The following is a 17,807-nucleotide window of genomic DNA, read 5'->3' on the forward strand; positions in this document are numbered from 1 at the left end:
TTTGTAAATTATTTATAATCAATTATTAAGCCATGATAGGCTGTATCGCTTTTAACGCTTGGTCTACGGTTTTAATATTATCAAAAGTAAGTAATAATCTTAAACCGTTACGCGTTTGTTTCTCTTTCATTTTACATGCCGAAGGATGCGTTTGCACAAACTGTAGTACCTTGGTAAAGTTCTTACTTTGATAGAAACTACTTTGCTGGTCGTTAAGAAAATAACCAATAAACTTACCTTGTTTCATAATCACTTTTTCAAAGCCGACTTTAGTAGCAATCCATTTGATACGCACACTGTTCAACAAGTCTTTAACCTGCTTTGGCAATTCGCCAAATCTATCGATAAGTTCGCTTTCAAACTTTTGCAATTCAGCTTCAGTTTTAAACCCGTTTAACTGCGTATATAAACTCAATCGTTCGGTAATATTATTAACGTAATCATCTGGAAACAATAGCTCAAAATCGGAATCGATAGTCACGTCTTTTACGTATTCTTTCTCATCTTCATTCTCGTCGTATAAGTCTTTGAATTCGTTTTGTTTCAACTCTTCAATAGCTTCGTTTAATATTTTCTGATACGTATCAAACCCAATTTCATTAATAAATCCACTTTGTTCTCCTCCTAACAAATCACCGGCTCCACGAATTTCCAAATCTTTCATAGCGATATTGAAACCACTACCTAACTCGGTAAACTGCTCTAATGCTGTAATACGTTTTCTGGCATCATCTGTCATCGCTGAATATTCGGGAGTAATAAAATAACAGAACGCCTTTTTGTTACTACGACCAACACGACCACGCATTTGGTGCAAGTCGCTCAATCCGAAATTATTCGCATTATTGATAAAAATGGTATTGGCATTAGGTACGTCTAGTCCACTTTCAATAATGGTAGTACTCACCAACACATCGAAAGCACCATCCATAAAGGAAAGCATCAATTCTTCCAGTTTTTTACCATCCATTTGCCCGTGACCTACACCTACTTTGGCATCAGGCACCAAACGCTGAATCATGCCAGCGACTTCCTTAATATTTTCAATTCTGTTATGAATAAAAAATATTTGACCGCCACGTTCTATCTCATAACTCACCGCATCGCGAATGGTTTCTTCATTAAAACGAATGACATGACTTTCTATTGGATAACGATTTGGTGGTGGTGTGGTAATTACCGATAAATCTCTAGCTGCCATTAAGCTAAACTGAAGTGTTCTCGGTATTGGTGTTGCCGTTAAGGTTAACACATCAACATTATCCTTTATAGTTTTTAGCTTCTCTTTTACGGCTACTCCAAACTTCTGCTCTTCGTCTACAATTAGCAAGCCTAAATCTTTAAACTTTACCGTTTTATTGGCCAATTGATGTGTTCCTATAATAATATCAACAGCACCGCTCTCTACACCGGTAAGCGTTTCCTTTTTCTCCTTTGCTGTTCTAAAACGATTCACGTAATCTACCGTTACGGGGAAATCTTTCAATCGCTTTCTAAAGGTTCTGTAATGTTGATATGCTAAAATCGTTGTCGGCACTAATACAGCCACTTGTTTACCATTATCAACCGCTTTAAAAGCTGCTCGAATAGCTACCTCGGTTTTCCCGAAGCCAACATCGCCACAAACTAATCTATCCATAGGACGTTCGCTTTCCATATCGGCTTTAATATCGGCTGTAGCTGTACTTTGATCCGGAGTATCTTCGTAAATAAAAGACGCTTCCAACTCATGCTGCATGTAACTATCAGGCTTGTATTGAAATCCTTTTTCAGTTTTACGCTTCGCGTAAAGTTTTATTAAATTAAATGCCACATGTTTTACACGCGACTTTGTTTTTTCTTTTAAGGTTTTCCAGGCGGCACTCCCTAATTTATAAATTTTAGGTGGCTTACCATCTTTTCCATTAAACTTGGTAATTTTATGTAACGAATGAATACTTAAATACAAGACATCGCGCTCACCATATACTAGTTTTATAGCTTCCTGTTTCTTTCCTTCAACATCTATTTTTTGAAGTCCACCAAAACGCCCGATACCATGATCGATATGTGTTACGTAATCTCCAATATCCAGATTGGTCAACTCTTTTAACGTAATTGCTTGCTTTTTAGCGTAGCCATTTTTAACACTGAATTTATGATAACGTTCGAAAATTTGATGATCGGTATAACACACCATTTTACTATCGGCATCTATAAACCCTTGATGCAAAGACAAAATAATGGTTGAATACTGCTTAACATCCAAATGCGAATCGTCGAAAATATCATGAAAACGTTTCGCCTGCTGCTCACTCACACAAGCGATATAATTGGTATACCCTTTTTCATGATTGGCGTTTAAATCTTCAATTAACAAATTGAACTGTTTATTGAAAGACGGCTGCGGCGTGGTATGATATTCGATAACTTCGGAAGCATTAAACACCGAATTTCTTCCAAATTCAACTAATGAAAAATCCAGTAATTGCTTTTTCAGTAAATCTGCATGACAAAACAATTCGTTTGGTTTAGCATGCTTTATATCTGAAGATAAGGTTTTAAAAGCCTCTTCAGCCTTTTCATAAAAATCGTCGATACGAGAAAAACATAAATCGGCATTCTTTAAACATACTACTGTTTTCTGTGCAATGTATTTTAAGAAACTCTGCCTGCTTTCTTCCAATAACTTATTGGCAACATTCGGAATAATATTGATCTTCTTAATTTGATCGACCGACAATTGTGTTTCAACATCAAACGTTCGGATACTATCGACCTCATCACCAAAAAACTCAATACGGTAAGGCTCGTCGTGAGAAAACGAAAAGACATCAACTATACCTCCTCGAACAGAAAATTCACCTGGTTCGGTAACGAAATCAACGCGTTTAAACTGATACTCGAATAATACCTCGTTTACAAAATCAATAGATAACTTATCGTTTACCGCTATCTTCAAGGTGTTACGCTCTAACTCCTTTCTGGTAACCACCTGCTCAAAAAGCGCATCGGGATAGGTAACAATAATCGCCGGCTTTTTACGAGAATTAATGCGGTTAAGCACCTCTGCACGCAATAACACATTGGCATTATCGGTTTCTTCAATTTGATAAGGCCTGCGGTAACTTCCCGGATAAAAAAGCACATCGTCTTTTCCGCAAAGCTGTTCCAAGTCGTTTAAATGAAACGCTGCTTCCTCCTTATCATTAAACACCATTAAAAACGGTTTATCACTGTTTTTAAACGCATTCGATATTACAAAAGACAACGCAGATCCGACAAGGCCTTTTAAATGTATTCTACTTTGAGTATTGGCAATAGCAATTTGCAGCTTTTGCGTTTGCAAAAGCTGTTCGTAGGTTTGGGCGATATCTGTTTTACTCACCTAAGTATTGGGTTTTAAAGCAACAAAGATACAGTTTACAATCTTTTTTTTTAAAGCTTTGAGATAATTTTAATTCTTATTATCTTGTTGAAAATAAGACATGAACACTCTAACCTTATTAAGGTTACTTATTGATGAAAAAATCAGATTTTCAAACTGTTTTTTATAATAAAATTGCCAAAAAATATGTACGTTTGCAGCACTTTAAAAACAATTAAAACATATGTCGTTTTCAGATTTATTTGATAGTGGGTTTAAAAAGCGTAATGAAGACCATTTTGCTGCTATTGTTCGCGTAGCAATGGCTGATGGTTTTATTTCTCTTGATGAAAGAGCCTTTTTAGACAGATTAGCAAGAAACTTAGATATTAGTGAGGCTGATTATAACTTAATTTTAGAAGATTATAAATCGCATCCTATTAATCCACCACACGATTACGAAAGACGTTTAGAGCGTTTATTCGATTTAGCTCGTATGGTTTATGTAGATCATATTAAAGGAGACCTTGAAGAGCTTTTACTTAGAAAAATAGCTGTTGGTCTTGGTTTTCACCCTGAAAACGTAAAATACATTGTAGACAAAGCTTTAACATTAGTAAGCAATGGTGTAGACTTAGATACGTTTACAGATGAAATGAGAAATATGAATAAATAATTATTATTCGTCTAAATACAGAAAAGCGAACCTATTTGGTTCGCTTTTTTTATACTTTAAAATTACTTTATCATTATTGACCACACTTTTCATTAGCTGAACTAATTATGGCATTATAATCCTCAACACTCAAAAACTGAGGTAAATAAGTACCTCCAGACACATCAATGGCTTCCTCAAAACTTCTTAAATGATTTCTAGAGCCACATTGCAACATTTCAAACACAGAAATTACCTTAGTATTCTCAATTGTATCTATATACTCCTGCAAATCAACAATATCTAAATCCTCTATAGTCGCACCAACATTAAGCGCTTTAAGCTGACTTGCAGAACCATCAACTACAAATTGATTATAATAATCTTGTAACTCCGTATTTTTAAATTGTCCCATTGGTAATATGGAATAGTCAATGTCATATTCAATCAACAAACTTTCAATGGCATCCATATGTGTTTGCTCGCTATTTTTAATATTCGCAAACTGATTAATCGCCCACTTATCATTTAAATATGTGTAAGTATCTCTTGCTAGTTTTTCTTCTTCTAGCATAAACAATAATGCATCCCGATCTGCACTTGTTATAGCCTTATCGTTACTATTAATTTCATTATTATCTGAATTAGAATCACATGCATACAATAACGAAATAACCATAGAAAACAGCAAAACTAAAATCCCTGAAGTTTTACGATATGTTTTCATTTTAATCATTCTTTAATTATAGTCTAATTTCAAGAATAATTAAGACAATATCAGCAACTTGTGTTACACAAAACAAATATCAGCCGATGATAAAAACATTATAAAGCAGGCTTTTGCCTCTTGATTTGAAGATTTACAAAAATAGGTTTGTCGTAAAAAGTTATTCGAATGCCAAATAACAAAATTAAACCGCCAACCACCATTTGAAATGATATAGCTTCACCTATAAACAACCATGCTAAAAACGAAGCTAAAATACCTTGTCCCAGTAAACTTACAGATACACGTGTTGCTCGCATATGTTGAGTAGCATAACTAATGAGAATCCAAGCCAGTAATTGACATAAAACCGCCTGAACAACCAATACCAGCCAGCCAGTGTTAGAAAACCCGTAAAAAGGTTCCTCTAAAGCATAGCTTACGCCTGCCAGATAAACCGAAGAAGCCATTAAACTTAAAGCCATAAAGGTTAGCACGTTCATGGTCTTCAAAACTTCTTTACTGATTAACATATAAAAGGCATAAAAAACTCCCGACAGTACGCCAAAGCTAAAAGCCAAATCGAAATCTAAATTTTGAAAAACCGAAAAACCAACCAACATCACCATTCCAAAAACCGCGATTACCGTACCAATCCAGAAATTTACTTTAGGTTTATCTTTTAGAAAACATAGCGCTAAAACACCCACCCAAACCGGAGATAAATTGGTTAACAACGACGCTTGCGTTGCCGTAGATTCCTGAATGGCGATGTTCCATACAGCGACATCGCTTCCAAAAATAACACCACACAATATGGCTAATAAAGCCGTTTTTAAATTCGGAATTTTAAACTGACGTGTAATTAATACATATGGTAATAACAACACCAAAGAAAATGCCATGCGATAGAAGGCCGAAATTACCCCTGGAGTTAAATTCAACTTCACTAAAATCGGAAATATGGAAATGCATAATATTCCAATAGCCAAAGCCAATCTCGCCTTTTTCATTCAACTAAAAATTAACCATTTAACAAGCCGCTAAAAATAGTTATTATCACGGATGTGAAAAACTGAAATCAGCAAATAAATATTAAATTTCTTCTGCTATTTATGAAGCTTTAATTGAATACGCTTTCGCGGAATATCTACCTCTAAAACTTTAACAATAACCTGCTGATGTAAACTCACGTGTGCATTGACATCGCTCACAAAACTATCTGACAAATTTGAAACGTGAATCAGGCCACTTTCTTTAATACCAACATCTACAAAAGCGCCGAAGTTAGTAATATTATTCACGATTCCCGGAAGCAATTGCCCCTCCTGTAAATCGTTAATCGTTTTTATATTTTGATTAAACGTAAACACCTTAGCCTGCTCTCGAATATCTAATCCTGGTTTTTTAAGCTCTTTTACAATATCCTCAAGCGTAGGTAGTCCAATAGCTTCTGTACAATAGCGTTTTAAATCTATGGCATTTAAAATTTGCTCATTCCCTATTAACGAGGCTACATCTTTACCTAAATCTTTCGCCATTTGTTCTACAATACCATAACTTTCCGGATGAACAACCGAATCATCCAACGGATTTTTTGCCGATTTAATTCGTAAAAAAGCTGCCCCCTGCTGAAACGCCTTATCACCCAACCTCGGCACTTTTTTAATGCCAGCACGCGATTTAAACATACCGTGTTCATTCCGGTAATTAAAAATATTCTCAGCCAGTTTTGGTCCAATTCCAGAAACGTAACTCAATAAACTTACACTCGCTGTATTAATATTAACACCAACAGCATTTACACAACTCTGAACAACAATATCTAATTCCTTTTTCAGTTTAGTCTGATCGACATCGTGCTGATACTGCCCAACACCAATCGATTTTGCTTCAATCTTTACCAATTCTGCTAAAGGATCCTGCAAACGTCGACCGATAGACACCGAACCACGAACGGTAACATCGTAATCCGGAAATTCGTCACGGGCAATTTTTGACGCCGAATAAATACTAGCACCAGCTTCACTTACCACAAAGACTTGTATATCATTCTTAAAATGAATCTTGCGAACCAACGCTTCCGTTTCACGCGAGGCTGTACCGTTACCTATAGCAATGGCTTCAATTTTGTAAGCTTCACAAAGAGAACTCAGCTTTTTAATAGCGCCTGTGCTATCACTTTTAGGCGGATGCGGATAAATCGTTTCGTTATACAATAAACTCCCCTGCGCATCTAAACATACCACTTTGCAACCTGTTCTAAATCCAGGGTCGATAGCTAATATGCGTTTTTCACCCAACGGTGAACCTAATAACAATTGCTTCAAATTTCTTGCAAATACCGAAATGGCTGAAGCATCGGCTTTTTCCTTGGCAATTTGTAAAGCTTCATTAGATAACGCAGGCAATAACAAACGTTTGTAAGCATCGGCGATAGCTATTTCTATTTGGGCTGCACAGGCATTATTAGAACGAATAATGCGATCTTCAATTTTTGCTAAAGTTCGATCATCATCGATAGAGATTTTCACTTTTATAAATCCTTCTGATTCTGCTCGTAAAATAGCCAATAAGCGATGCGATGGAATTCGACTTAAATTTTCTTCCCAATCGAAATAATCTCTGAATTTCTGCGCATTTTCATCGCCTTCTTTTGACTTCACCACTTTTGTTGCAATCATGGCAAAACGCTCCATTTGATAACGGATATTATTCCGAACATCGGTACGTTCGTTAATCCATTCGGCAATAATATGGCGCGCGCCTTCTAAAGCTTCATCAACCGAGTTAACCTCTCCTTTCACATATTTAAAAGCAATCGATTCAACATCGTTTGCATTCTGACTCATAATGATTTTCGCCAGCGGCTCTAATCCGTTTTGACGTGCTTTTTCAGCTTTGGTCTTTCGACTTTTCTTAAACGGTAAGTATAAATCTTCCAGCGTTGTTAAATCCTGAGTGGATTCAATTTTATTTTGAAGTTCAGGGGTTAAACTTCCCTGTTCTTCAATAGCTTTTAAAATCGCCGTTTTGCGTTTTTCTAAAGCTTCAAATTGTTCTTTATATTTTACAATATCTCCAATTTGAACCTCATCTAAATTCCCTGTACGCTCCTTTCGGTATCTCGATATAAATGGAATAGTACAATCTTCATTAAGTAAGTCTACCGTGTTTTTTACTGAAGATTCTGGTAATTGAGTTTGTGAGGTGATATATTGAATTAGTGAAGTCATTACTGTGGGTTTATTGCAAAAAAAATCTCGTTTTCAAAGAAACATTGAAAACGAGATTTAAGCAAACATAAGTTTATATTTTATTCGCCAGCTTCTGCTTTAGCGTCTTGTATCATTTTATCATTTGGTACAATCGCTACATTTACACGACGGTTTTTAGCACGACCTTCAGCAGTTGAATTATCTGCAATAGGTTGTTCTTCTCCAAACCAGTTTGTTGTTAATCGACCAGAAGAAATTCCGTTAGCTTTTAAATATGAAGTAACCGCATTGGCACGATTTTTAGAAAGAGTCATGTTATAATCGTCTGCACCAGCACTATCTGTATGCCCAACTACCAAAATATTTGTATCCGGATACTCTTTAAACACACCTATAAGCTTGTTTAATGTTTCTTGAGAAGCCGCATTAATATTGTATTTAGCAGTATCGAAATACACACCACTGGTTTCATCAAAGGTTACAACAATACCTTCGTCTACACGTTCTACCTGAGCTCCTGGAATTTCCTCTTCAATTTGTTGCGCCTGTTTATCCATTTTGTTACCAATAAGCACACCGGCACCACCACCAACAACACCACCAATAACAGCACCAAGTTCACCATTACCACCTTTACCAACATTGTTACCAATAATAGCTCCAAGAATAGCTCCTCCGGTTGCACCAAGAACACCGCCTTTTTGTGCATTATTAGCATTTTGGATAGACTTACAGCTAACTGCCGATACAACTAACGCTATTGTTAGACTTAAAACTCCTATTTTGTTTATTAACTTTCTCATATTAATAGTTCTTTTTTAAGATTTTTAATAATTATAGTTTACTGAAATTCATCGAAATGGTAAACGGCTGATTATCGACAATTACCGTTTGTTGCCATTGCATTTGTGTATCTGACAACGATGTTAAACTCAATCTAAAACCCTTATTAGTTTCCGATTTACCTTTTTCATCGGTTGGCTTTAATAAAAAGTCGTAAAGACCGGTTGCCTTATCCACTTCATCAATGGTGAAAATAAAATGACGATCTCCAGTTTCACAAGCATACTTTTCAATAGTATAAATCCCTGTGTTATTATTCGGGACAAACTGCCAGGTACTACCCTCAAAGCATGATTTTTCAGCGTCATTTAACAAAGTCACATCATATTTTCCGGCTTTACTATAAGTTATAGTACTTAAATTCCAGTTTCCTTTGATTACTTTTTGAGATACTCTTACGGTTTTCGAACCGCCACAGGCCATCATTGTTACGGCCACAAACAATAAAATTAAACGTTTCATAGATTTTTTTAAATTAATTAATAGCACACACTAATATACGAAAGGTTAATGGTTATAGATTATATTCTGAGAAAAATAACTTCTGAAAACCCCATATAAAACTGCATGTTTGCCTTTTTAGACACAAAAAAATTGACTTTGTAACATCTATAAAACAAAAAAAACAGATAACTCAAAATGAATCATCTGTTTTTCAAATATGTATGAATAAAAAATTGTTCCTAATATTTAGGCTACCTTCTTAAGCAAATCGAAACAAGGGCATTTTTTACAACGCTTATTCTCTCCTTTTTTAAATTTTTTACAGCAGCTAGTCTTCACTTTTTCAGGAAGGACAATGCCTGCTGCTTCTAACTTCTTAAGCTTTTTTATGGCTTTTTCTTTCTTCTTTTTACCCAAGAGTCTATTAATAAATGAATTACCTCAGGCAAATATATTTATTTTTATTAAATCTAAATAAGTTAAAATGTTAAAAATTACATTTTAATTTCACCCTTATTATAACTGTAATAATTCACAACCAAAACTGAAATCTAATTCAGTATTTTCATATCTAAAAACAAAAAAAAGAGCCATTTACATAGTATATGGCTCTTTCTTTTTATTTATTTGGAAGTTCTAACTAATCTGTAATCCGTTAGCAACATTAGAATCGTCTGGATTAACAAAAACCAGTTTTCCTTCAGCATTCTCAGTCATTAAAATCATCCCTTCACTTTCCACACCACGTAACGCTCTTGGTGCCAAGTTGACTAAAACCGTTACTTTTTTTCCAACCACTTCTTCTGGTGTAAAGCTTTCTGCAATACCAGAAACTATAGTTCTTGTATCGATTCCTGTATCAACCTTCAACACTAATAATTTCTTCGCTTTAGGCATTTTTTCGGCTTCAATAATCGTTCCTACACGAATATCAAGCTTCGTAAAATCATCAAACGTAATGGTATCTTTTTGCGGCTCTACCGCTTTATTGGCGGCTTCATTAGCCTTTTTACTTGCTTCCAATTTATCTAATTGAAATTGAATGGTTTCATCTTCAATCTTAGCAAATAACAACTCCGATTGACCTATTTGATGACCTACAGGAAGCAACACGTCCTTAACAGAAACTTCATCCCAGCTATTTGCATTTTCATTTAATGCTAAAATACCTTTTAATTTATCTGATGTAAATGGTAAAAATGGTTCACTCAAGGTTGCTAAAGCCGAAGCAATCTGTAAGGCTACATACATAATAGTTTGTGTACGTGCTTCATCTTCTTTAACCACTTTCCAAGGCTCCTCATCTGCTAAATACTTATTTCCTAAACGTGCCAGATTCATTAACTCCTGTTGTGCTTCTCTAAAACGGTAACGCTCTACAGAACTTGCAATCACGTTTGGATAGGCTTTAACTGCCGCTAAAGTTTCTTCATCTACTTGAGATAATGTACTTGGTGCTGGAACAAAGCCGTTATAGTATTTGTTTGTTAAAACAACCACACGGTTAATGAAGTTACCAAAAATGGCAACTAACTCGTTATTGTTACGTGCCTGGAAATCTTTCCATGTAAAATCGTTGTCTTTAGTTTCCGGAGCATTGGCTGTTAGTGCATAGCGTAAAACATCCTGCTGACCTGGGAATTCCTTTAAATAGTCTGGTAACCAAACTGCCCAGTTTTTAGACGTTGATAACTTATTCCCTTCTAAATTTAAGAATTCGTTAGCCGGTACATTGTCTGGTAAAATATAGCTGCCCTCTGCTTGTAACATGGCCGGAAAAATAATACAGTGGAATACAATATTATCTTTACCAATAAAGTGTACCAACTTGGTATCTTCATCTTTCCAGTAAGGCTCCCAGTCTTTCCCTTCACGTTCTGCCCATTCTTTTGTTGATGAAATATATCCGATAGGCGCATCGAACCATACGTAAAGTACTTTTCCTTCACCACCTTCAACTGGAACCGGAATTCCCCAATCTAAATCGCGGGTTACGGCACGCGGACGTAAACCATCGTCAATCCAGGATTTTACTTGTCCGTAAACATTCGGTTTCCAGTCTTTTTTATGTCCTTCTAAAATCCACTCTTTTAAGAAAGCTTCGTGCTTATCTAATGGTAAAAACCAGTGTTTGGTTTGCTTTAATGTTGGCACATTTCCTGTTAAAGCCGACTTCGGATTAATTAAATCGGTCGCATTTAAACTGGTTCCGCACTTTTCACATTGGTCACCGTAAGCTTCTTCATTACCACATTTCGGGCAAGTACCTGTAACAAAACGATCGGCTAAAAACTGATTCGCTTTTTCGTCATATAATTGTTCAGTAGTTTCTTCAATAAACTCCCCTTTATCGTAAAGTGTTTTAAAGAATTCTGAAGCTGTTTCATGGTGAATTGGCGCCGATGTACGCGAATAATTATCAAACGAAATACCAAATTCCTCAAAAGACTGCTTAATAATAGCGTGGTACTTATCTACAATATCCTGAGGTGTTACGCCTTCATTTTTAGCTTTTATGGTAATCGGCACACCGTGCTCGTCACTTCCACCAATAAAAACCACATCGTTTCCTGTTAATCGTAAATAGCGCGCATAAATATCGGCTGGTACATAAACCCCTGCTAAATGCCCAATATGAATAGGCCCGTTAGTATACGGTAACGCCGAGGTAATTGTATATCTTTTTGACATTGTTATTTCTTTTTTTGAAGCCACAAAAGTACATATTTTACTCGACATTTAAGACTTAAAAATACTCTGCCGTAAGCACTAAAAACAATATACTACTCTGTTCAAAGCTCCCAAGGTTCATTGAAGGTTTCTTTGTTATGAATTTGGAAAAAAAATGTACATTTACCTTATGTCAAAAATCTCATTACTTAGCCTAACATTTATAGCCATTTTTTTCTTCGGAAAATTGAACGCTACTGCTCAGAACATTTTAACAACTAATTCTAAAAAATTGACACAGCCTCTATACTTAAAAGCTGGCGATACTGTAGCTATTGTAGCGCCTTCAGGTATTTTAATAAATCGAACCGATGAAATAGAAAAAGCAAAAACACTTCTTGCCAATTGGGGATTACACACCGTGGTAGGAAAACATGTGTTTAACCAGAATAATCATTTTGCAGGAACCGACGAGGAACGATGTGAAGATTTTCAATGGGCTATGGATGACAAAACCATTAGTGCTATCTGGTGTGCCCGAGGAGGGTACGGAGCTGTGAGAATTCTGGATAAATTAGATTTTACGAAATTTAAAAACAACCCTAAGTGGCTCATTGGATATTCAGACATCACAGCATTACATAACTTAATGCAGGTTAAGGGTTATGAGAGCATACATGCCATGATGTGTACCAGTCTGCAAGATGACAACGAAACCATCGCTGAAACCATTGAAACTTTTCGAAAATCTATTTTTGGAGAACCTTTATCATACACTTTAGAAGGTTCAAATTACAATCAGGAAGGGTCGGTAACAGCACCCGTTGTTGGTGGTAATTTAAGTTTATTGGCAAGTCTTTTAGGTTCAGACACTAGTATTGACACTTCAGGAAAAATTCTGTTTATCGAAGAAATTGGAGAATATAAATATCATATCGATCGCATGTTGCAAAGTTTAAAACGTGCCGGTTATTTCGACCATTGTGCCGGGGTACTTATTGGCGATATGACGAAAGTAAAACGCAACACCACACCATGGGGATATTCAGTAGAACAACTTATTTTAGATGTGCTTAAAGATTATGATTTCCCAATCGCATTCAATATGCCTGCTGGTCATGAAAGAGACAATCGTGCTCTTTATTTTGGTAAAAACGTTGAATTCATCGTTAAAAAACAACAATCAACCATAAAATTCACCAATCCATAAATCATGTAATACCTTAGTAGAAAGCAATTTATAACCCTAAAATGTTTTCTATGAAAAAAATTTTACTTTTTACAGGAATGCTTTTACTTACTGCTAATGTAAAGGCTGTTGAATTAAATTTGAACCTTAACAATCCTGATGTACGCCAATGCTTAATTGATTCAGCAAGCAAAGATGGATGGGAATTAAAAGCAAAATATCTAGATGACAACGACAAAGTTGTTTTAGTGTTTAAAAAGGAAGGACAGGTTGTTGAGTATACCGGTAATCAAAAACTGGAATACTAAATATGCAGCGAAAATTCATTCTTAAAAAAAGAACCATTTAAAAACCAATTATACCCTTAGGCATAATTGGTTTTTTAGTTTTAAATAAACCCGCGCTCCTTTTGCAACTGCTCATAAGCCTGTTGCACTTGACGGAACTTTTCTTCCGCTCCTTTTTGATGTTCTTCACCCAAGTGAATAACACGGTCTGGATGATATTTCTTAGCCATTTTGCGATAGGCCTTTTTGATATCGTCGTTAGTTGCAGACTTATCAATCTCCAGAATTTTATAAGCATTATCAGCCGATTCATAAAACATGGCTTTGATACTCTCAAAATCGTAATGGCTAATTCCGAGGTATCCTGCCATGGTTTGAATTACAGACACTTCACTTTCAGTCACTACCCCATCGGCTTTAGCCACACCAAACAAGAAATGAATCAATTGTAAACGCGACGGATGCTGCATCATTTGTCTGATTTGCATACATACCTGTCTTGTAGAAATATTCTTTTGCTTACTAATCTCTTTAAACAATCGAAAAGACTGATTCGCTCGCTCCTTTCCATACATATTGGAAAAATGCGCACGCACATAATCCAATTCACGCTGATCTTGTTTTCCATCAGCTTTAATAACTATCGATGCTAATATTAAGAGGCTAACCTCGAAATCTCCCGGCTGCGTTACAGGCCTTTGTCTGTTTCGTTGTTGTGTATCGTAATTGGTTTCTGAACCATTACCCATCGAGTCAACTATGCCTCCCAATGCCAATCCTATAATTGCCCCTATGGGTCCCCCAAACGACCATCCTAAGGCCGCCCCTATCCATTTTGAAAAATTCATGTAAGTATAAATATGGTTTAACGTCAAACCTACCAACTGTTTCTGTTTTTTATCAGAAAATCGCTAAAGCAGGCATCACTCACTGTTTTATTGATTATAAAAAAATGAGTGTAAATATAATATTTGTTAGTAGATTGAAAGTGCTAATTGTTACACAATTGGTATCTTTGCAATCTCAATTTGTTAATTTTTAAAAATTAAAATATGTATCCAGCAGAATTAGTAAAACCAATGCGTGAAGATTTAACAAAAGTTGGTTTTGAAGAATTACATACTCCTGAGGCTGTAGATGCTGCCTTAGCAAAAGAAGGAACTACACTTGTAGTAGTAAATTCTGTTTGTGGTTGTGCGGCTGCAAATGCGCGTCCAGGTGCTAGATTAAGTTTGCAAAACGCTAAAAAACCAGATCATATCGTTACTGTTTTCGCAGGTGTTGATAAAGAAGCGGTTGCTCAGGCAAGACAACACATGGTACCATTCCCTCCAAGCTCTCCTAGTATGGCTTTATTTAAAGATGGTGAATTAGTACACATGTTAGAGCGTCACCACATTGAAGGTCGCCCGGCAGAATTAATTGCAGAAAACCTTGTTGATGCTTACAACGAGTACTGCTAAATAAAACAAAATATTAGTTTAAAAAGCCGCGAATTATCGTGGCTTTTTTGTTTACATACGCAACCTTTCTTCATATATAGCATCTATAACCAAAATAACATGCTATGAAACGTCTTTTTATATTCCTATTACCATTGGTTCTCATGTCTACAAAATGTGATGATGAAGGCGTTTCATCTCAAGAAGACGACCAAAAGGCGTTAACCGAACTACAAACTAAAATAGAAACTTTAGCTGCAAGTTCAGAATGTAACGAAACCACAACTTGCAAGTATATTGCTTTTGGAAGCAAACCTTGTGGTGGTCCATGGAGTTATCTTATATATTCAACTTCAATTGATGTTGAAGCCTTGGAAACTCTAGTATATGAATACAATGAAAAGCAAGCCGACTACAATAAAAAGTGGGGTACTTTTTCAGATTGTATGTTTGTTTCGCCTCCTAAAGAAGTTACCTGCGAAAATAACACCTGTATCGCTATTTATTAAGCGCAGTTTTTACTTATTTTTGCGGCATGTTAAAACTATTATCATACCCGCTAACGGCTATTTATTACTTGTGTTTTTTCTTAACACTGGTCATTTTTCACCCGATTCAATGGATTTGCTTCAACCTTTTTGGTTACCAGGCTCATAAATTAAGTGTTGATGCTTTACAGTACAGTTTAATGCTATGTGGCTACATTTTAGGCACACGTTTTTCTTGCATAAACGAATACGACATTCCTAAGGACACACCAATTATTTTCGTAGCTAACCACCAGAGTTTACACGATATTTATCCGCTTACTTGGTTTATGCGTAAACATCATCCTAAATTCATTAGTAAAATAGAATTAGGAAAAGGGATTCCCAGCGTGTCTTATAACTTACGTCATGGAGGAGCAGCGTTAATCGATCGTAAAAATCCGAGACAATCTCTTCCTGCACTTATGAAATTTGGTGAATATATTGAAACCAACAAACGTGCTGCGGTGATTTTCCCGGAAGGCACCCGAAGTAAAACAGGTAAACCTAAACCATTCCAAACAAAAGGTTTAGAAATGTTATTTAAAAAAATACCTTCAGCTTACGTGGTTCCTGTAAGTATTAATAATTCATGGAAAATGTTAAAATATGGTAAATATCCTATGGGATTAGGCAATCATGTTACATTTACCATTCATAAGCCTTTAAAAGTTAGTACCTTTGCAAATAAAGAAGAGCTTATAAATAGTATAGAAACTACTATTACCAACAGTATTCACTCATAAAACCCTAGAGAAATGTCGTTAAAGAATGTGAGATTAGAAGTGATGCAGTTTTTGGAAAAAGACGTTGATGCTTTAATGGAAAAATATTTAATTCCTATTGAAAGTATCTGGCAACCTACCGATTTTTTACCAAATTCAGAAACTACTGATGATGCCTTTTTTGAAGAGGTACGCGAAATAAGAGAATTAGCAAAAGAATTACCATACGATTTCTGGGTGGTTTTAGTAGGTGATATGATTACCGAAGAAGCCCTGCCAACATACGAGTCATGGCTTATGGACGTTGAAGGCGTTAACCAGGTTGAAAACGGCGGAAACGGCTGGTCTAAATGGGTAAAACAATGGACAGCTGAAGAAAACCGTCACGGTGATGTGCTTAATAAATACTTATACCTTTCTGGTCGTGTTAACATGAAGGAAATTGAAAAAACCACACAATACCTTATTGCTGATGGTTTTGATATTGGTACCGACCGTGACCCTTACAAAAACTTTGTTTACACCAGTTTTCAGGAATTAGCAACTTACATTTCGCATAACCGTGTAGCTAAAATTGCTAAAAATAATGGAAACAAACGTTTAGCTAAAATGTGTCAGATTATTTCTGGAGATGAAATGCGTCATCACCATGCGTATTCAGATTTCGTTGATCGTATTTTTAAGGTAGACCCTAGCCAGATGATGATGGCGTTTCACTATATGATGAAACAAAAAATCACGATGCCAGCACACTTCTTACGTGAATCTGGAGACAAAATAAGTACAGCTTTCGAAGAATTCTCAAATACAGCACAACGCATTGGTGTTTACACCTCTAGAGATTATGTAGATATTCTTCAAAAACTGATTGATCGTTGGGAAATTGATAAAATCACCAACCTAACCGATGAAGCCGAAAAAGCAAGAGACTATTTAATGAAGCTTCCGGATAGAATGTACCGATTGGCAGACCGAATGAAAATTCCTGAAAATTCATATCAGTTTAAATGGGTAGAACCAGCAACTGTAAAATAATTAAAACATATATGTTTATTTAAATTCCTTTCTTTACCGAAAGGAATTTTTATTTTTATGCTATCATGAACAACGACAACATCATCACTGTAACAAAAGCCTTTGTAAAAGACACTTTAGAGGATGCCGAAGGCGGGCACGACTGGTTTCACACATTACGTGTTTACAATAACGCTGTACTTATAGCGAAACAGGAACCTGTAAATCTTTTTGTTGTTCAGCTTGGCGCCTTATTACATGATATTGCCGACAGTAAATTTCATGATGGTGATGAAACCATTGGGCCAAAAGTGGCTCGAGAATTCCTGTTTACGCACAACGTAGACTCTACCGTTATTGAGCATGTCGTTAACATTATTGAAAATATTTCGTTTAAAGGTGGTAATGAAACTCAAAAATTTAAATCACCAGAACTTGATGTTGTTCAGGATGCCGACAGATTAGATGCTATTGGAGCTATTGGTATTGCGCGTTGCTTTAATTATGGCGGATTCAAAAATCGTGCACTTTACGATCCGGAAATAAAGCCAAATTTGAATATGACTAAGGAAGAATACAAAGCGTCAAACGCTCCGACCATCAATCATTTCTACGAAAAATTATTACTACTTAAAGATAGAATGCATACCAAAACGGCACAAAAAGTGGCTACTGAACGTCATATATATATGACTCAGTTCTTAGATCAGTTTTACAACGAATGGAACGGCCTAAAATAAC

General features: G+C 35.8%; 16 protein-coding genes. 8 read left to right on the forward strand and 8 right to left on the reverse strand.

From position 1 onward, the window contains the following. Positions 1-25 precede the first annotated feature (25 nt). A complete protein-coding gene (gene mfd, locus R1X58_RS05375; RefSeq protein WP_240572330.1) occupies positions 26-3,367 on the reverse strand; it encodes a transcription-repair coupling factor in 3,342 nt (1,113 codons plus the stop codon). A gap of 223 nt (positions 3,368-3,590) precedes the next feature. Between mfd and R1X58_RS05380 the strand changes: the two genes are divergently transcribed. Next, the gene (locus R1X58_RS05380) at positions 3,591-4,022 is read left to right on the forward strand and encodes a TerB family tellurite resistance protein (RefSeq protein ID WP_240572331.1); all 432 of its coding nucleotides are present in this window, start codon (positions 3,591-3,593) and stop codon (positions 4,020-4,022) included. Positions 4,023-4,095: 73 nt separating this feature from the next. On the opposite strand, the gene R1X58_RS05385 is transcribed toward R1X58_RS05380, so the two are convergent. From R1X58_RS05385 to metG, 6 genes are all read right to left on the reverse strand, one after another. Further along, positions 4,096-4,728: a DUF2202 domain-containing protein gene (locus tag R1X58_RS05385; RefSeq protein ID WP_240572332.1), complete on the reverse strand. Its 633-nt coding sequence runs from the start codon at positions 4,726-4,728 to the stop codon at positions 4,096-4,098. Positions 4,729-4,826: 98 nt separating this feature from the next. Next, the gene (locus R1X58_RS05390) at positions 4,827-5,720 is read right to left on the reverse strand and encodes a DMT family transporter (RefSeq protein ID WP_240572333.1); all 894 of its coding nucleotides are present in this window, start codon (positions 5,718-5,720) and stop codon (positions 4,827-4,829) included. 96 nt (positions 5,721-5,816) lie between these two features. After that, positions 5,817-7,943, reverse strand: coding sequence for a Tex family protein (locus tag R1X58_RS05395; RefSeq protein WP_240572334.1), 2,127 nt, complete (start codon positions 7,941-7,943; stop codon positions 5,817-5,819). An 80-nt stretch (positions 7,944-8,023) separates the two neighbouring features. After that, complete coding sequence (locus tag R1X58_RS05400; protein ID WP_240572335.1) at positions 8,024-8,728, reverse strand: OmpA family protein; 705 nt, start codon at positions 8,726-8,728, stop codon at positions 8,024-8,026. Positions 8,729-8,759: 31 nt separating this feature from the next. Next, a complete protein-coding gene (locus R1X58_RS05405) occupies positions 8,760-9,230 on the reverse strand; it encodes a lipocalin family protein (protein WP_240572336.1) in 471 nt (156 codons plus the stop codon). Between the two features lie 618 nt (positions 9,231-9,848). Continuing rightward, entirely contained in the window at positions 9,849-11,903 is a 2,055-nt protein-coding gene (gene metG, locus R1X58_RS05410) for a methionine--tRNA ligase (RefSeq protein WP_240572338.1), read from the reverse strand. Positions 11,904-12,072: 169 nt separating this feature from the next. Between metG and R1X58_RS05415 the strand changes: the two genes are divergently transcribed. Both R1X58_RS05415 and R1X58_RS05420 read left to right on the forward strand, forming a co-directional pair. After that, positions 12,073-13,092, forward strand: coding sequence for a S66 peptidase family protein (locus R1X58_RS05415; RefSeq protein ID WP_240572339.1), 1,020 nt, complete (start codon positions 12,073-12,075; stop codon positions 13,090-13,092). Positions 13,093-13,142: 50 nt separating this feature from the next. Continuing rightward, positions 13,143-13,379, forward strand: coding sequence for a hypothetical protein (locus tag R1X58_RS05420; RefSeq protein WP_240572340.1), 237 nt, complete (start codon positions 13,143-13,145; stop codon positions 13,377-13,379). A gap of 80 nt (positions 13,380-13,459) precedes the next feature. Here the strand turns inward: R1X58_RS05420 and R1X58_RS05425 are convergent, their stop codons facing one another. Next, positions 13,460-14,206 carry a TerB family tellurite resistance protein gene (locus R1X58_RS05425; protein ID WP_240572341.1) on the reverse strand — a complete coding sequence of 249 codons (747 nt, stop codon included), beginning with the start codon at positions 14,204-14,206 and terminating at the stop codon, positions 13,460-13,462. Positions 14,207-14,410: 204 nt separating this feature from the next. Between R1X58_RS05425 and R1X58_RS05430 the strand changes: the two genes are divergently transcribed. From R1X58_RS05430 to R1X58_RS05450, 5 genes are all read left to right on the forward strand, one after another. Then, complete coding sequence (locus R1X58_RS05430) at positions 14,411-14,821, forward strand: BrxA/BrxB family bacilliredoxin (RefSeq protein ID WP_188214396.1); 411 nt, start codon at positions 14,411-14,413, stop codon at positions 14,819-14,821. 104 nt (positions 14,822-14,925) lie between these two features. Then, positions 14,926-15,309, forward strand: a complete 384-nt coding sequence (locus tag R1X58_RS05435; RefSeq protein WP_240572342.1) for a hypothetical protein — start codon at positions 14,926-14,928, stop codon at positions 15,307-15,309. Positions 15,310-15,335: 26 nt separating this feature from the next. Then, positions 15,336-16,073, forward strand: coding sequence for a lysophospholipid acyltransferase family protein (locus R1X58_RS05440; protein ID WP_240572343.1), 738 nt, complete (start codon positions 15,336-15,338; stop codon positions 16,071-16,073). 12 nt (positions 16,074-16,085) lie between these two features. Beyond that, positions 16,086-17,087 carry an acyl-ACP desaturase gene (locus R1X58_RS05445; protein WP_240572344.1) on the forward strand — a complete coding sequence of 334 codons (1,002 nt, stop codon included), beginning with the start codon at positions 16,086-16,088 and terminating at the stop codon, positions 17,085-17,087. A gap of 65 nt (positions 17,088-17,152) precedes the next feature. After that, positions 17,153-17,806, forward strand: a complete 654-nt coding sequence (locus tag R1X58_RS05450) for an HD domain-containing protein (RefSeq protein ID WP_240572345.1) — start codon at positions 17,153-17,155, stop codon at positions 17,804-17,806. Position 17,807: the final 1 nt, after the last annotated feature.

The organism is Aestuariibaculum lutulentum (genome assembly GCF_032926325.1).
In the GTDB taxonomy this organism is placed as follows: Bacteria; Bacteroidota; Bacteroidia; order Flavobacteriales; family Flavobacteriaceae; genus Aestuariibaculum; species Aestuariibaculum lutulentum.

What these genes read in the sequence shown, in the direction of transcription:
- R1X58_RS05380 (WP_240572331.1), top strand. Translation starts at nt 3,591, where the DNA reads ATGTCGTTTTCAGATTTATTTGATAGTGGGTTTAAAAAGCGTAATGAA.
- R1X58_RS05385 (WP_240572332.1), bottom strand. Translation starts at nt 4,728, where the DNA reads ATGAAAACATATCGTAAAACTTCAGGGATTTTAGTTTTGCTGTTTTCT.
- R1X58_RS05390 (WP_240572333.1), bottom strand. Translation starts at nt 5,720, where the DNA reads ATGAAAAAGGCGAGATTGGCTTTGGCTATTGGAATATTATGCATTTCC.
- R1X58_RS05395 (WP_240572334.1), bottom strand. Translation starts at nt 7,943, where the DNA reads ATGACTTCACTAATTCAATATATCACCTCACAAACTCAATTACCAGAA.
- R1X58_RS05400 (WP_240572335.1), bottom strand. Translation starts at nt 8,728, where the DNA reads ATGAGAAAGTTAATAAACAAAATAGGAGTTTTAAGTCTAACAATAGCG.
- R1X58_RS05405 (WP_240572336.1), bottom strand. Translation starts at nt 9,230, where the DNA reads ATGAAACGTTTAATTTTATTGTTTGTGGCCGTAACAATGATGGCCTGT.
- metG (WP_240572338.1), bottom strand. Translation starts at nt 11,903, where the DNA reads ATGTCAAAAAGATATACAATTACCTCGGCGTTACCGTATACTAACGGG.
- R1X58_RS05415 (WP_240572339.1), top strand. Translation starts at nt 12,073, where the DNA reads ATGTCAAAAATCTCATTACTTAGCCTAACATTTATAGCCATTTTTTTC.
- R1X58_RS05420 (WP_240572340.1), top strand. Translation starts at nt 13,143, where the DNA reads ATGAAAAAAATTTTACTTTTTACAGGAATGCTTTTACTTACTGCTAAT.
- R1X58_RS05425 (WP_240572341.1), bottom strand. Translation starts at nt 14,206, where the DNA reads ATGAATTTTTCAAAATGGATAGGGGCGGCCTTAGGATGGTCGTTTGGG.
- R1X58_RS05430 (WP_188214396.1), top strand. Translation starts at nt 14,411, where the DNA reads ATGTATCCAGCAGAATTAGTAAAACCAATGCGTGAAGATTTAACAAAA.
- R1X58_RS05435 (WP_240572342.1), top strand. Translation starts at nt 14,926, where the DNA reads ATGAAACGTCTTTTTATATTCCTATTACCATTGGTTCTCATGTCTACA.
- R1X58_RS05440 (WP_240572343.1), top strand. Translation starts at nt 15,336, where the DNA reads ATGTTAAAACTATTATCATACCCGCTAACGGCTATTTATTACTTGTGT.
- R1X58_RS05445 (WP_240572344.1), top strand. Translation starts at nt 16,086, where the DNA reads ATGTCGTTAAAGAATGTGAGATTAGAAGTGATGCAGTTTTTGGAAAAA.
- R1X58_RS05450 (WP_240572345.1), top strand. Translation starts at nt 17,153, where the DNA reads ATGAACAACGACAACATCATCACTGTAACAAAAGCCTTTGTAAAAGAC.